At 58.5% G+C, this 14,846-nt stretch carries 11 protein-coding genes; 8 read left to right on the top strand and 3 right to left on the bottom strand.

Going from position 1 to position 14,846, the window contains the following annotated elements; translation table 11 throughout:
- Positions 1-40 precede the first annotated feature (40 nt).
- The gene (locus tag P3T20_RS34490; protein ID WP_429289233.1) at positions 41-832 is read right to left on the bottom strand and encodes an SDR family NAD(P)-dependent oxidoreductase; all 792 of its coding nucleotides are present in this window, start codon (positions 830-832) and stop codon (positions 41-43) included.
- Positions 833-971: 139 nt separating this feature from the next.
- On the bottom strand, positions 972-3,749 hold the full coding sequence (locus P3T20_RS34485) for a sensor domain-containing protein (RefSeq protein ID WP_429289232.1): 2,778 nt from the start codon (positions 3,747-3,749) through the stop codon (positions 972-974).
- Between the two features lie 473 nt (positions 3,750-4,222).
- Here P3T20_RS34485 and P3T20_RS34480 point away from each other — a divergent pair, with 473 nt between their 5' ends.
- From P3T20_RS34480 to P3T20_RS34445, 8 genes are all read left to right on the top strand, one after another.
- Complete coding sequence (locus P3T20_RS34480) at positions 4,223-4,462, top strand: hypothetical protein (protein ID WP_429289231.1); 240 nt, start codon at positions 4,223-4,225, stop codon at positions 4,460-4,462.
- Positions 4,463-5,131: 669 nt separating this feature from the next.
- Positions 5,132-6,751: a phospholipase D family protein gene (locus tag P3T20_RS34475; protein ID WP_429289230.1), complete on the top strand. Its 1,620-nt coding sequence runs from the start codon at positions 5,132-5,134 to the stop codon at positions 6,749-6,751.
- A 293-nt stretch (positions 6,752-7,044) separates the two neighbouring features.
- Positions 7,045-8,286: a PucR family transcriptional regulator gene (locus P3T20_RS34470; RefSeq protein ID WP_429289229.1), complete on the top strand. Its 1,242-nt coding sequence runs from the start codon at positions 7,045-7,047 to the stop codon at positions 8,284-8,286.
- An 89-nt stretch (positions 8,287-8,375) separates the two neighbouring features.
- The gene (locus tag P3T20_RS34465) at positions 8,376-9,305 is read left to right on the top strand and encodes an enoyl-CoA hydratase/isomerase family protein (RefSeq protein WP_429289228.1); all 930 of its coding nucleotides are present in this window, start codon (positions 8,376-8,378) and stop codon (positions 9,303-9,305) included.
- 92 nt (positions 9,306-9,397) lie between these two features.
- Positions 9,398-10,627, top strand: coding sequence for a CaiB/BaiF CoA transferase family protein (locus tag P3T20_RS34460; RefSeq protein WP_429289227.1), 1,230 nt, complete (start codon positions 9,398-9,400; stop codon positions 10,625-10,627).
- Between the two features lie 86 nt (positions 10,628-10,713).
- Positions 10,714-11,469 (top strand): acetoacetate decarboxylase, encoded by a 756-nt coding sequence (locus P3T20_RS34455; RefSeq protein ID WP_429289226.1) that lies wholly within the window; start codon positions 10,714-10,716, stop codon positions 11,467-11,469.
- 23 nt (positions 11,470-11,492) lie between these two features.
- Positions 11,493-12,698 carry an acyl-CoA dehydrogenase family protein gene (locus P3T20_RS34450; protein ID WP_429289225.1) on the top strand — a complete coding sequence of 402 codons (1,206 nt, stop codon included), beginning with the start codon at positions 11,493-11,495 and terminating at the stop codon, positions 12,696-12,698.
- 28 nt (positions 12,699-12,726) lie between these two features.
- Entirely contained in the window at positions 12,727-13,662 is a 936-nt protein-coding gene (locus tag P3T20_RS34445) for a 3-hydroxyacyl-CoA dehydrogenase NAD-binding domain-containing protein (RefSeq protein ID WP_429289224.1), read from the top strand.
- Between the two features lie 51 nt (positions 13,663-13,713).
- On the opposite strand, the gene P3T20_RS34440 is transcribed toward P3T20_RS34445, so the two are convergent.
- The gene (locus P3T20_RS34440) at positions 13,714-14,835 is read right to left on the bottom strand and encodes a porin (RefSeq protein ID WP_429289223.1); all 1,122 of its coding nucleotides are present in this window, start codon (positions 14,833-14,835) and stop codon (positions 13,714-13,716) included.
- Positions 14,836-14,846 lie beyond the last annotated feature (11 nt).

The following is a 14,846-nucleotide window of genomic DNA, read 5'->3' as shown; positions in this document are numbered from 1 at the left end:
CACGTATCGAACCGGCCCAGGATGTCAGCCGTGGTCTTCGTCACTCCGGCAGTGCTACGCCGAGGCTCGCCATCAGCCCCCCGTCAACCCTGAACTCCGCACCTGTGCAAAAACTTGCACGATCGCTGGCCAGAAACGCGACGACCTCGGCGACTTCTTCCGGGCGCCCAATACGGCCGAGCGGCTGTGCTTTACCCCACTCCCGAAGGATTTCTTCCTCTCGCCCAGGAGCGGTTTCAGCGGCCGAAAAGCGTGTCATCGGCGCATCGATGCAGCCCGGACAGACTGCATTTGCGCGTATGCCGGCAGGACCAAAATCGACTGCGAGAGAGCGCGTCAAAGCAAGCATGCCACCCTTCGACGTCGCATAGGCGGCAACCCGGGCCTGGTTAGCAAGGGCCTGAACTGAGGCGATGTTGATGATCGAACCGCGTTGCAGTTTGAGCATGTGCGGTAACGCATGATGACATGCCAGATACGTACCTCGCAGATTGACACCGATAACGCGGTCCCACTCGGCGGACCCCATGGACGCAACAGTGCCATAGGGCTGAATCGCCGCATTGTTGACCAGTATGTCGATCGAACCCAGAAATGCGGCGGACTGCTCCATCGCGGCGGCAACCTGGTCCTCGATGCAAACATCGGCGGCGATCGCGATGACGTTGTGTCCTTCGGCACGTAACGTCACGGCTGCCTGTTCCAGCACTTCGCGGTCCTCGCCCAGCAGTGCTACGGATCCGCCGCGTTGCGCAATCAACCGTGCGCATGCCAGCCCGATACCGCGTCCGCCACCGGTTACGATCGCGCCCTTCCCTGTCAGCTCACTCATAACGCCCCCGTTTTTCTGCCTGCTGTTATGCAGGCAACAGTAGATGCATCAGCATGAGAGGTTACGTCTCAAGAAGTCAATATAGACGATTTGAGGCGGCCAGCGGCGTGTAGTGCATCGGTCCACTAGACCCTGCTCCTTACGATCGTCGTGCACCACTCCGATTGACGTCGAACCCCACAACCGGCTCTTGGCCGACTTCAGCGGCCGGTTTTGCAGAATCATTCAAGGGAGTTTTGAATCCGGCCATATATGTCATCGCATGGCGTGCCGGCATGGGTTTCGCGAAGTAATAGCCCTGCACGAAATCACACCCGAGGTCTACGAGGAAGGACAATTGCGTCGCAGTCTCCACGCCTTCTGCAACGACAGACAGCCCAAGGCTGCGGCCCATTGCGAGAATGGCAGTAATAATCGCCTCGTCTTCACGGTTGAGACTGATGCCCCGTACAAACGACATATCGATCTTGAGGCGGTCGGCGTGAAATGTCCGCAGGTAGGAAAGGCTCGAATAACCCGCACCAAAATCGTCAATCGCGATGCCCACGCCCAGTTCGCGCAAGTCCTTCAGAACCTCCGTCGCGCCGGGCGCCACCAGCACACTTTCGGTGATCTCCAGTTCCAGTAACCGGGGCGGCAACCTCGCTCCCGCAAGGGCACGCTGGACGACCTGCAGGAAATCGCCCCGCACGAACTGGAGTGGGGAAACGTTGACTGACATGCGCAGTCCAGGCATCACCTGCTGCCACGCTCTGGCCTGCACACAGGCCTGCTCGAGCACCCATTGGCCGATTGGGCCAATCAGCCCGTTTTCCTCTGCAACGGGGATGAAGGAGGCGGGATTGACGTGCCCCAACTCGGCATCGTGCCATCTGATCAGCGCCTCGACGCCAGTAATGCGGTTCAACTGTATGTCGACCTGCGGCTGGTAGACGAGCTTGAATCCACCGCTTTCGAGTGCGATGCGCATGCGTCGCGACAATGTCGTACGCACCTGCGCTGCCTGCGCAAAACTCAGGTCGAAGCGCTGGATGGCATTGGGCCCCGACGCCTTTGCGCGGTACATGGCGAGGTCGGCGTGCCTGAGAAGGGTTTCTACGTCGTGCCCATCATCGGGAAAGCAGGCGATGCCGAGACTCATCTGCACGTGCACGAGGACATTTTCGAGCGAAACCGGTTCTTTCAGGCACGCGTGTATCAATGACAGCACGCCTTTCAGACGATCATCGGTTTCCGGTTTGGCAACAGCAAGGACAAATTCATCCCCGCCGTAACGCACCACCAGATCATCTGGCCCAACACAGGTTCGCAGTTCTCTTGCGACATGCTGCAGCAGACCGTCACCGGCTCTGTGGCCGAGCGTGTCATTGACGTCCTTGAAATGATCGATATCCATGAACAGGATTGCGAAAGCCACCTCGCCCGGTTGTGCATGCCGGACGGCACGTTCGATCCACTCGCGCAACACGGCACGATTGGGCAGTGACGTCAGTGCATCGCTGCGGGCCTGCATATGCAACCGATCTCTCGATTCGACCAGTTCGGTAACGTCGTTCAGCACGCTGATGTGGTGGGTAATCGCACCGCTCTCATCGCGCACCGGCGCGATGTAGAGCTGATTCCAGAACAGGGAGCCGTCGGCCCGGGTGCTGTGCAGCAAGGTGCTGACTTCCCGCTGCGCGGCCAGTTCGTGACCCAGTTGATCAAAGCCAGGCCGCGAACGATCACGTGCCAGCAGGAATGCGCCATCGCGCCCAAGAACGTCTTCCGGCGCATAACCGGTAATCCGCCCGAAAGCAGGATTCGCGTACTCGATAACCGCACCGCCCGTGGCGGTCACACGTGTAATAAGCACGGCGTTGACGCTTGCGTCCAGCGCGCGGCTTCGCAAACGCAACGCGAGTTCGGCCCGTTTCTGCGAGGTGGTGTCCTCGTAGCAGGTCAGCACTCCTGTCACGTTCCCCTGCGCGTCGGACAATGGCACTTTTGTTATGCACAGCCAGTGCAGGCTGCCGTCCTGCATTCGCAGGCTTTCTTCCTGCGACACCAGAGGCTCACGCGTTCGCATGACCTGGGCGTCGAGATTGATGAGCTGTGCTGATGACTCCTTCCACGGCATGTCGAAGTCACCCAGACCAGCGACCTGTTCGACCTCGGTGAAGCCGGCGTCGGCAGCAAACGGCCGGTTACATCCGACATATCGCAGATCGCGGTCTTTCCAGCAGATACGGTTCGGCACGCTGTTGATGACCGTCTCCAGCATCTGCTTGGCCTGCTGGATTTCCTGCTTGGCCTGCTCGCGTTCGGTCACATCGATGGCTGTGATGAAACAGGCGTCGTGACCACCGTACTGCAGGAAATGATAGGACATCTGCACGGTGATCACGCTCAGGTCGCGTCGCATATGCAAGCAGGTGTCACTGGCCTCGCTGCCCTCCGCCCAACTGTGGAATCGCTTTATCTTTTCCTCGAACGAGACGCGCTGAGCGGCCGGAAAAAGCGCGGTGATGCGCATGCCGCTCAAACCGTCCGCACCATACGCATATTGACGCTGCGCGGCCCCGTTTGCCGCGAGAATGGTGAGTGACTGGACCTCGAAGATCAGCATTGCCACCGGGTGTTTCTCGAAGTATTCCCGAAAGCGCTTTTCCGCTTCGTCCGCAACGATCTTTGCGCGCGAGCGGGCAAGTGAGATCCGGTAATTGGCGGTAAATCCGTAAGCGAGCAGGCCGCTTGCCAGTACGGCAGTGATGGCAAGGGCAGTCCGCTCAATGGCAAGCCGCTGCGCGGCGTAGCTGGCATCTGCCCGCGCGCGTGCATCTTCCTGTGCGCGCAGTCGTGCGACCGCCACGGCGATCACGCTGAATGTTTCGTTTGCTGCAAGCAGCGTCGAACTGTTGACCGCCGTGCCGTGCACGCTCACCGCACCTGCGGTCAGTTCGTCCAGTTGCTGCGCCCACTGGGCGCTGGCCTCGCGCATCCTGGCGACCGTCGCGAGCGCGTCAGGCGTTCCCGCAAGGAGCTTCGCGAGGTCGTCGTAGCAACGCGTCGCTTCACCCACCCGTGCTATGGGCCAGGCGTAGGAAGCCCAGCGGCTCGTGCCGAGGCCCTTCAGAAAATCAGTGTTCGCGTCGACATGCAACGCCTGCAGCACGTCAAGATCCTGTTTGACCTGGATGACCGCGGCCATGCGGGCATCGGCCCGTTCGCTGGAAGCGAAGATCTGGAAGGCTGCCGCCGCCACACAGCCGATGGCGATGACGCTCACCAGCACGGTCCGCAGCGCAGTGCCGTGCCGGGAAAGCCACTGCCGAGCCGTGCTACCGGCCCAGTTCACCGAGGCCCCGCTATTCGTGGCACCCTGCCAGGGTGCAGCAATTCAACGGAGCAATGGATACGGCAAGATCTCGTCTGTTGGAGATGCGTGCGAGTATCGAGGCAAGACGCCATGGCGCCACCCGGCAGCCTGCGCTCCCGCAACTTGCTGTGGACCGGATTTTCGGTGAAGTTCATGAATCGACCTCTGATGGCTGCCTCTCTTCGTTATCGGCAGTTGGCTATCAAAACTTCAACAGCAAAAATATACGGATCGTTTTGCGTCCTGGTGATTTAAATGCAGGTGCCACGTGATGATGCATATCCCGAATGCGGTATGCGATCGGCATATTGGAAAGAAGAGGCATGAACTCACTCAGTACAAACCCTAAATGGTAATTGTCTCGGACACTGGAGATTCGAACACCCGGAGAGTTAAGCAGGCAAGGCAAGTTGGGCTGGACCCACCAGCGTTGGAAAAATAGCTAACTGCGTTGTGAGTTATCACATATGCGACAGGTCGGGATAACTTTAAGATCTGATGTGCTCACTGCCGTGAACTTGCGCTTATGTACAGGGTGAGGAGAACTCACGACGGTAACTTCTGGTCTAGCAAAGTCTCATTCAAATATGTTTCTGAACGGCGCACCCCATGGCTCCATGCCTGCTGTCTCTGGAACAAATTAGCTCCCAAATACACGCCTTTCCTGCGGACCGGTCTGCAAGCAGGTCCACTGCCACTATGTCTGGCTAGCGGCAAGTCCGCGACGCAGCGACCTCGAGTTACACGTTACGTGCCTCAGCCAAATAACAGTGAAGGCTTGAATCATGTTGAACATTGGCTTTGAAAAGTCTTGGGCTTGCCTGAGATCCGGCCGCAGCATACCCATAGGCTTGGTGCCAAAGCTATTGAGCACTATGGTATGGCTCGTACAGTCATCCTTGCGTCGCTGGACAACAGATCAATCCAGGAATTCGGGTTCCATGCAACTACAAGGCTATCCGGCAACGCGAGGCCGAAAATCAATTCGAGTAGGCGCGCGGATAGCGTTGGTCTGCCTCTCTGTTCTGGCAGTGGCGCAAATCGAGGGTTGCGCGTCGCTGCCACCCTCGGCGAAAGCAGAAAGCTTCGCATTGCCCGCAAACGATGCAGATCCGCTAGTACAACTCGCCACGGCGAGCACACCTTCCGGGTCAGGGTCGAGCTTCAGGCCCATGCCTTTCAGCCGCATCTCCATGGACACCCGGCTCGCGCTTGCAAAGCGAGCATCCCACACCTTGGACCTTCAGTACTATTTGATTCAGGACGACACCACAGGAAGAACACTGCTCAGAGCTGTCAGGGACGCTGCGTTGCGCGGTGTCCGGGTGCGCATACTCGTCGATGACCTGTACACGGACACCAGTGAACAGCTTCTCCTGGATCTGTCGGCTACTCCGAACGTCGAGATCAGGCTGTTTAACCCTTTCCCCGCCGGAAGGACATCGGCGCTCATGAAATGGGCGTTGTCGCTGGATGACTTCTCTCGTCTAAACCACCGGATGCACAACAAGCTTTTCATTGCCGATGGTGCGTTTGCGGTTGCTGGCGGAAGAAATATAGCTGACGAGTACTTTTTTCAGAGCCATGTTGGAAATTTCATCGATTTCGACTTGTTGCTAGCCGGAGATACGGTGCCGAGGCTTGAGTCAATTTTCGACAGCTACTGGAACAGCCCGCGGGTGTATCCAATGGCTAGCATCGACAACTCTCCCGACGACCTGGCCGCGCGGCAAGCGTCATTCGAACGCGAGACCGCCGGCGAGACCGCATTCGCCAGCGCACCGGCGGCGGTGGCAGATGAGCTCGGATTTCTTCCTTTCAGCCAGGAAGCAGACCAGCCTCGGCTGAACATGCTTTCCGGTCAGGTCGAAACCTTTGCCGATACGCCTGAGAAGGTTTCCGGCCGCGCCGAGAAAGGAGACGATGCGTCCACGGTGACGTCGCGCGTCTTAAAGGCGATATCCGAAGCGAATACGGATGTCTTGCTGGTCTCGCCGTATTTCGTCCCGGGGGAAGTAGGGATGGCTGCGCTGCAAAAGGTGCGCGACCGCGGCGTGAAAGTTACGCTGATAACCAATGCGGTAGGCGTGAACGATGAGCCCCTGGCTAGCGCTGCTTATGCTACATACCGCGTTCGCATGCTTCGAATGGGGATTGATATCTATGAGGTGAGCTCGCAGGGTCTACACGCCAACAAAGATGTAGAGACAGTGATCAAGCGGGACTCTATCGGTCGATCGCATGCCAAAATCGTCGTCATCGATAGCGATACGACCTTCGTGGGATCGATGAACATGGATTTACGATCATCCCGCGAGAATACAGAAATGGGGATGTTCGTGCACTCCCACCAGCTTTCCCAGCAGGTCATTTCCCTATTGAATGGGATCCGAAGCAGTGGGACCTATCACCTAAGCCTGGCGAGCGACGGAAAGACCCTGGAGTGGACGGCGATGGAAAACGGCACCGAGGTGATCTACAAGTCCGAGCCCGAGGTGAGCTTTGGAGCGCGGTGGAAAATGTGGCTTCTCGCTCCGTTTGTTTCGGAACAGATGCTTTAAGAACAGGCTTACAGGTAAAACCAGCCAGGGCCCACGCCTCGGAAAGAGACGCATCATCGTTGTTCAAAGTCAAAATAATTTTGTTGATCGTCACAGTGACTTCGACGGTGCGTTTTCGCACCCATCACTCTTCAGTTGCACCCCGAGCAATACGACGTAGTGCAAAATAGCGTGGCGGAGACCTCGACCGTGGTCAACCTGAAAAAACGGTCGTTCGCTTCACCGGCAGCACCACGCGCCGGGGCAAGACTTCCGTAGACTGTCGACGACATAATCACCGAGGAATGCCAAGCATGACTAAAAATATCCCGGAGATATCGCCGGCCCTGCGCGAGTGGACCGAGAAAGTGGCCCTTGACCATGGGAAAGTCGTCGACCGGGTATATGCAGCGTTGATGAATATCAAGCTGTATGCAGATCTGGATTCCCCAACCAAACTTGATATACGCAATTCGGTTGCCTGGTCGGCCAAACTTTGGTTCGGCACCCTGTTGTCCGGCACCGCTCCATCGGCCGAAGGACTGGAGGCCTTCCGGGAGTACGGGCGCCGGCGGGTCTACCAGGGATTGCCTCTCGATGCGTTGCTGCGCGCTTTCCGGCTGGGGTCCCGCGAGTTATGGTGTTTTTATATTGACCCGGACGAGAAAAGCGACGAGTTGCGGGATGAACTGTTATTCCGGATCTCACCGTTTTTGATGGAGTTCTTCGACGTTCTGGCGCAGATCATCTCCCAGACCTACCTGGATGAACAATATAAACAGGCCCGCTGGCGGGAATCCCTTCGATATCAGCTGCACAGCATTATTTTTTACTACCCTGAAGACACCGAAGGATTCGCCAAAACCGCAGCCGCCCTCCGGCTCGATGGAACGATTCCCAGAATAGCGCTGGCCATCGACGTACACTCGATCGACAGCAATTCGCCGACGTTCAAAAGTGAACTCGACCGAATTGTCGTTGCCATCGCCCGACGGCTCAAATTGCCCGTCGATACGCTCTTCGACATCTGGTACGGCGGGAAACTACTCCTGTGGATACCGGCCCGGCTCGGCGACCTGATCGGCATGAGCGATCTTCAGGTGGGCAAACAGATCGCAGCGCTCGCAGAAACAAGCCCGGAAATCAAGGCAATCGGCGTTGGCCTGATGGGCGAAGGCGCGGCAGGCTGGGCTATGTCCGCGGAAGAAGCAAGCCGTGCCCTCAGTCTCGGCCGCGCTCAGGGAGGCGAAGAGAGCGTGTGGTTGTATTCGAAAATCGTCCTCGAAGAAAGCGTACGCGGTACGAAAAACGCACTGCGTTACCTTGTCTCTCTGGTCGAACAACTCGCGAGCGAACCCGAATTGCTCGAAACACTCAAGACCTACTTCGACCAGTTGCAACGGAGAAAGGTCACCGCGAGCGTTCTTGGCATTCATCCGAATACGCTCAACTATCGGCTCGAACGAATTGAAAATATCCTCGGAGCACGCCTCGACGACGCCAGCTGGATATCGAAGCTCGATATTGCAATCAAGCTGCACGGCTCGGCCAGGTAAACCAGGCCGGAGGCACCGGCATTGGAAAAATAGCTAACTGCGTTGTGAGTTATCACATATGCGACAGGTCGGGATAACTTTAAGATCCGATGTGCTCGCTGCCGTTGATTCGAACTTACGTACAGGGTAAGAAAAAGTCAGGGCCTGCGCAAATTAATGAGCGTCGCCCGACCGGGCAGGCGCTGGACGTCCATGAACCCGGAAGGTCCGTTTCGATGTCAAAAGATTTGTCTGCCCCCTGCTTCGACACCGTTCTCTACGAAAAGAGAAATGCTACGGCTTACGTGACGCTGAACCGTCCCGAGCTAATGAACGCGCTGAACCGGAAGGCGATTGCAGAACTAGGCGCAGCGTTTGCCGACGCACAAGCGGACTCGCAGATTCGCGGCGTCATCATCACCGGCGCAGGCAACCGGGCATTCATTGCAGGAGCCGACATCTCTGAGCTCGCCACCGCCACGCCGATCGAGGCCGAACGCCAGACGCGGGCGGGGCAAGCGCTTCTCAATCTCATCGAAAACCTCGGCAAGCCAGTCATTGCCGCAGTGAACGGCCTGGCACTTGGCGGTGGGTGCGAAACCGCACTCGCCTGTACGTTCCGGCTAGCCAGTCCGGGCGCGAAGTTCGGGCAGCCTGAGATCAAACTGGGGCTTATCCCCGGCTTCGGCGGAACGCAGCGGCTCCCTCGCCTCGTGGGCAGGAGTGTCGCGCTGAAACTCATCCTCACCGGCGAGATGGTATCCGCGGATGAGGCATATCGGATCGGCCTGGTAGATGAAGTCGTAGAAGCCGGAAATCTGATCGCCCGCGCCGAGGCGCTTCTGGCACAAATCGCCGCCAACGCACCGCTAGCCGTCGCTTATGCAATGGATGCCGTCAACGTTGGGCTCAACTCAGCGTTGCCGGAGGGACTCGCGCTGGAAGGAAAACTCTTCGCGCTATGCGCAGCGACCGAGGACAAGAAAGAAGGGACCACCGCCTTCCTGAAGAGGCGTCCGCCGAGATTCCAGGGCCGTTGAGACGGAACGGCTCTTCCTTGATCCAGCTCTCGATCCAGTCAAGCTTAGTAGTGCAAATAGTCAACGTCTAACCCCAAATCGGGAACACTTCCATGACCGACGGACAACGCGTGTTTTCAGGTCTCAAGGTGCTCGACCTTGCGAGCTACATTGCCGGCCCTGCGGCAACAACGATTCTGGCGGACTTCGGAGCAGACGTCATCAAGATCGAGCCGCCGGGTACGGGCGACGTGTACCGGTTCTTCTCGGCCATGCCGCCGAACCCGGTGGCAAACACGAACTACGCCTGGCAATTGACGAACCGCAACAAGCGCAGCATTGCCCTCGACCTGAAGTCCAGCGAAGCCAAGGAGGTGCTGACACGCCTCGTTCAATGGACCGATGTCGTAGTCGTCAATTTCCCGCCACGTGTGAAAGCCGCTTTGGGCGTGAGCTACGAGGCGTTGTCGCCGCTCAACCCGAAGCTGATCTACGCCGACATTACCGGCTATGGATCCGAAGGGCCCGACGCCGACACACCCGGTTTCGATGTCACGGCGTATTGGGCTCGCTCCGGCCTCATGGAAGTTACCCACGACGCCGGTAGCCCTCCGACACTCCCTATTCCGGGGATTGGCGACCACGCCACGGCCACAACACTGTATGCGGCGATCGTCACGGCGCTCTATACACGCACCAGGACCGGCAAAGGCAGCCATGTGTCGACTTCGCTGATCGCCAACGGTATCTGGGCAGCAGCCGCGTGGGTCGAGGGCGGTCTCAATGGCGGTCGATTCTTCGCCCAGCACGACCGGAAGAATCCACCCAACGCACTGCTGAACCCATACCAGACAGCCGACGGTCGCTGGATTCTGCTGGTTGCGGCGCAACGCAAGGACTGGGCCGCCTTTACCCGTGCTATCGGTGTGCCAGAGCTTCTGGAAGACCCAAGATTTTCCGACGAACGACGTATCGATAACGCAGCCGCGTTGGTCAAAATTCTCGATCCACTATTCGCGAGCCAGCCGCTTGCCTTCTGGAAAAAAACGCTTAACGCGGCGCGCGTGATTTTTGGCGTCGTGCAGATTGCCGAAGAGATCATTCACGATCCGCAACTGGAGGCCAACGGCATCGTCGTGCCGCTCGATCTGCCGGGAAAGCCCGCCATGCGCACGGTCAGCAATCCTATCCAGATCATGGGTGAACACAAAGTGAAGCCGGGCGCCGCGCCGCAACTCGGGGAACACGGCGCCGAGATCCTGCGAGAGGTGGGCTTCACTCAGGACGAGATCGCACGTCTTCACGAGGCAGGCACTGTCGCGCGCTTCGAAGGCGCGGCCTGATTCCACCGCATTGGACAGTTTGCGCGAACGCCCTTGGCTGCCAGGCACGCGCAAGCCATTACCGAGCCATTCACCTGGAGCTTTACATGACTGAAGACGAAATTCGCGCACAAGCCTACACGATGCCGATCAGCAGCCCAGCCTATCCCAAACCGCCTTTCCGGTTTGTCGACCGCGAATTCATCATCATTACCTATCGCACCGATCCGCAAGCGCTGGCCAGAATCATCCCTGCACCGCTGCTTCCTGCCGAACCTATCGTCAAGTACGAATTCATCAGGATGCCCGACTCGAGCGGCCTCGGCTCATACACCGAATCGGGTCAAGTCGTACCAGTGACTTTCGACGGTGTATCCGGAGGCTTCACACACGCGATGTACCTCGACAGCGGAGCCGGTATCGCCTCCGGACGTGAGTTACTTGGCTTTCCTAAAGTATTCGCCCAGCCGAAGCTTGAAATCCGCAACGACGCGCTGGTGGGAACCCTTGATTACAACGGTGTGCGCGTTGCAACCGCAACCATGGCGTACAAGTACGAGCCACTCGATCTCGCTGCCGTCAAGAAGACGCTCGCGGCGCCTGGCTTTCTGCTGAAAGTCTTACCTCACGTCGATGGGTCGGCGCGGGTCTGCGAACTGGTCAGGTATTACGTCACCGACGTCACGGTCAAAGGTGCGTGGAGCGGGCCGGCCTCCCTTGAGCTGCATCCTCACTGTTTCGCGCCGGTCGCAAAGCTGCCGGTACTTGAGGTCCTATCGGCGATCCATATCCTGACCGACCTCACAATCGGTGGCGCCGAAGTCGTGCACGACTATCTGCACCATCCCTCGAACGCCTCCTGATCAACGCTCTAGTGGAACTCTCCATGACTGCCAGTTCAAAGCCTAACCACGCGCTTCCCGCTCCCGATAGCGACTTCTATCTGCTTAACGAGATTCTGAACGATACCGAGAGGGCTTTGCTTAAGCGGGTAAGGACCTTCATGGAGAGCCAGGTCGCGCCTGTGATCAACAAATTTTGGGCCGAGGATGCGTTCCCGTTCGAACTCATTCCCGGCATCCGGGACCTCGGCATCGTAGGCGTCGGATTCGAAGGATATGGCTGCCCTGGCGGCAGTACGCTTTTCGATGGATTTATCGCCATGGAGCTGGCGCGCGTCGACTCTTCCATCGCAACTTTTTATGGCGTCCACAGCGGACTGGCGATGGGCTCGATCTATCTTGGCGGTTCGGAAGAGCAGAAACAGAAATGGCTGCCGCCGATGGCACGGCTGGAAAAAGTCGGTTGCTTCGGACTGACCGAACCGCTGGTAGGGTCCGGCGCCGGGGGCGGATTGCTGACGACGGCGAGGCGTGAAGGGGATACGTGGATTCTGAACGGCCAAAAGCGGTGGATTGGAAATTCTCCCTGGTGCGACCTGTCGATTATCTGGGCACGCGATGTCGATGACAATCAGGTCAAGGGTTTCATCGTCGAAAACAAAACCACCCCGGGCTTTTCCGTCGAAAAGATCGAGAACAAGATCGCGCTGCGAGTCGTGCAGAACGGCGTCATCACGCTCGATAACTGCAGGGTGCCAGAAGAGAACCGCCTCCAGAGCGATCTGTCCTTCCGCGACACCTCGCGGGTACTGCGGCTGACCCGTCAATACGTTGCATGGGAGGCGGTCGGCTGCAGCATGGGGGCTTACGAACACGCGCTGCGCTACGCGCAGACTCGCGAGCAGTTCGGCAAACCGATCGCATCGTTCCAGATGGTGCAGGATCTTCTTGCCAGGATGCTCGGCAATATTACCGCGTCACAATGCATGGTCGTACGTCTGGCCCAGTTGCAGGATCAGGGCAAACTGCTGGACCAGCATTCCGCACTGGCCAAGGCATTTTGCACGACCCGTATGCGCGAGACCGTCGCGTGGGCGCGGGAAATCTTTGGCGGTAACGGCATCGTGCTCGACTATAACGTCGCACGCTTCTTCGCCGACGCCGAAGCGCTCTATTCATACGAAGGCACCCGCGAAATGAACTCCCTGATCGTCGGCAAGGCGGTGAGTGGTTTTAGCGCTTTCGTCTGACCTCACTCCACTCGAAGGATTGTTAGTTATGAGCAAAGACATCAACCGCATTGCCATTATCGGCACCGGCGTCATCGGTGCGAGCTGGGCCGCCTTGTTCCTTGCCAAGGGTAAGGATGTCATCGCCACGGACATCGCGCCGGATGCCCAAGTGAAGCTCGAGGCGTTCATCGACGCGGCATGGCCCGCATTGGAAAGGTTGGGACTCGCGCCAGGGGCCTCGCGCACCCGACTGGAGTTCGCGGCGAATCTCGACGACGCGGTGGCCGGCAGCGATTTGGTCCAGGAGAATGGACCCGAGCGTATCGATTTCAAAAAAGACCTCTACAGGCATCTCGACAATATCCTGGCGCCCACCACGATCATCGCGTCGAGTTCTTCCGGCCTGACCATGAGCGAGATCCAGTCGGCCTGCAAGAATTATCCTGAGCGGTGCGTGATTGGACATCCGTTCAATCCGCCACACCTGATACCGCTGGTTGAAATTGTCGGCGGCGCCAAAACATCTGAAGAGACCATCGAACGTGTCGCGGCTTTTTATAGCGGTCTCGGAAAGCGCACTGTTCGTCTGCATAAGGAGGTGCCGGGGCACATCGCTAACCGGCTACAAGCCGCGCTATACCGAGAAATGGTGTATCTGATCTCGGAGGGCGTGGTCAGCGTGGCCGACGCGGATACCGCTGTTTCCTGGGGACCCGGTCTGCGCTGGGGTGGTATGGGTCCGAGCCTGCTCTTTCATCTGGGCGGAGGCGATGGCGGTATCGAACATTTCTTCGAACAGTTCACGGGACCGATGAGCGCATGGTGGCACGCACTCGGCGCGCCCGAGCTGACCCCCGAGGTTCGCGCAACCATCATCCGAGGGGTGCACGAACAGACTCAATCGCGATCCACGCATGAACTGGCCGCGCATCGCGATGAGATCCTGCTCGGCCTCCTGTCCCTTCGGCGAGACGAAGTCTGATGTTGTCACGAGGCTGGTAAACCCCAGCCGCGACTGCTGAGTGCCATGGAACTAGAAGCGCTTGCGGATCCCGATCCGCAGCGCCACCTGATTCGGCGAGCTGGACGGTTCGAGCACGGGCGCGAGATCGGCAACCGCTCCGCCTCCAGCATGCATGTAGGTTCCGGACAGGTAGACATCGGTGGACTTGGAGAGAAAATAGTCCGCGCTCGCATCGAACTCCTGATACTTCGGTTCCTGCCCGGTCGCGGAGACATTCCCTATCGTATAGCTGTACGCAGCGCCCAGTTGCAACGTCGGCGTCACCATGTAGCTGGCAACCACTTCGCCGATATTGAACGTCACGTGTCCGTCGATCTTCGCCCCCACCGTCGGGTCGAGACCACCGAACTGCGTGTGCGTCCAGTCGGCGCTCAACTTCGCCGCACCGAACGTGTACGTGGCGGCAAACCCGAACACCTTGTAGCTGCTGGCGGCGAGTCCATAGTTGCCGTCGACGGTATTGGTGGCCGTCCATACCCCCTCCGTCACGGCGGTGGCCGGATGGTCGATCGAGGTATAGGCGCCCACCAGTTGCAGACTGCCGTTCACATACTGCAGCGCAAAGGACTTCGCGCTGTTCTGCGCGACATCGCCCGCGACGCCGCCGAAGCTGTAGGTCGCCACGCCGGTTAAGCCAGCAATGGTTGGAGAGACGTACTTGACGGCATTGTTGAGGTGAAAGTCGATGCCGTTATTATCCAGGTCCCCGGGGTGCGGAAACAGAATGCCACCCGGCAAGAGACCGTTTGCCGACAGCGCGCCGATATAGTCGCCGATTTCCTCGCCCTGCCGTCCTAACGTCAACGTGCCGTATGTGTCGTTGGTCAGGCCGACATAAGCCAGTCGTCCAAACTCCCGGCCGCCCTGGCTGAACGCGCCGGTATTGACGTTAAAGCCGTTTTCGAGCCTGAAGATCGCCTTCGTACCGCCTCCGAGGTCTTCGGCGCCCTTGAAACCCCAGCGATTGCCCTGCGAAATGCTGCTCTGCATCTGCAAGGCGCTCTTGCCGCCCTGGTTACTCGACCACGTCAGACCGTCGTCGATGATGCCGTAAATCGTCACGCTGCTTTGGGCCCAGGCCCCAGCACTAGAGAACGAGAGTCCAGCCAAAGCGAGGAGCAGCTTCTTCACAATGTTTCCTT

Origin of the sequence: Paraburkholderia sp. GAS206C, assembly GCF_050435645.1 — a bacterium.
GTDB lineage: Bacteria > Pseudomonadota > Gammaproteobacteria > Burkholderiales > Burkholderiaceae > Paraburkholderia > Paraburkholderia phenazinium_B.
Note: the sequence above shows the minus strand (reverse complement) of the source record. Positions and strands in the feature narration are given on the sequence as shown.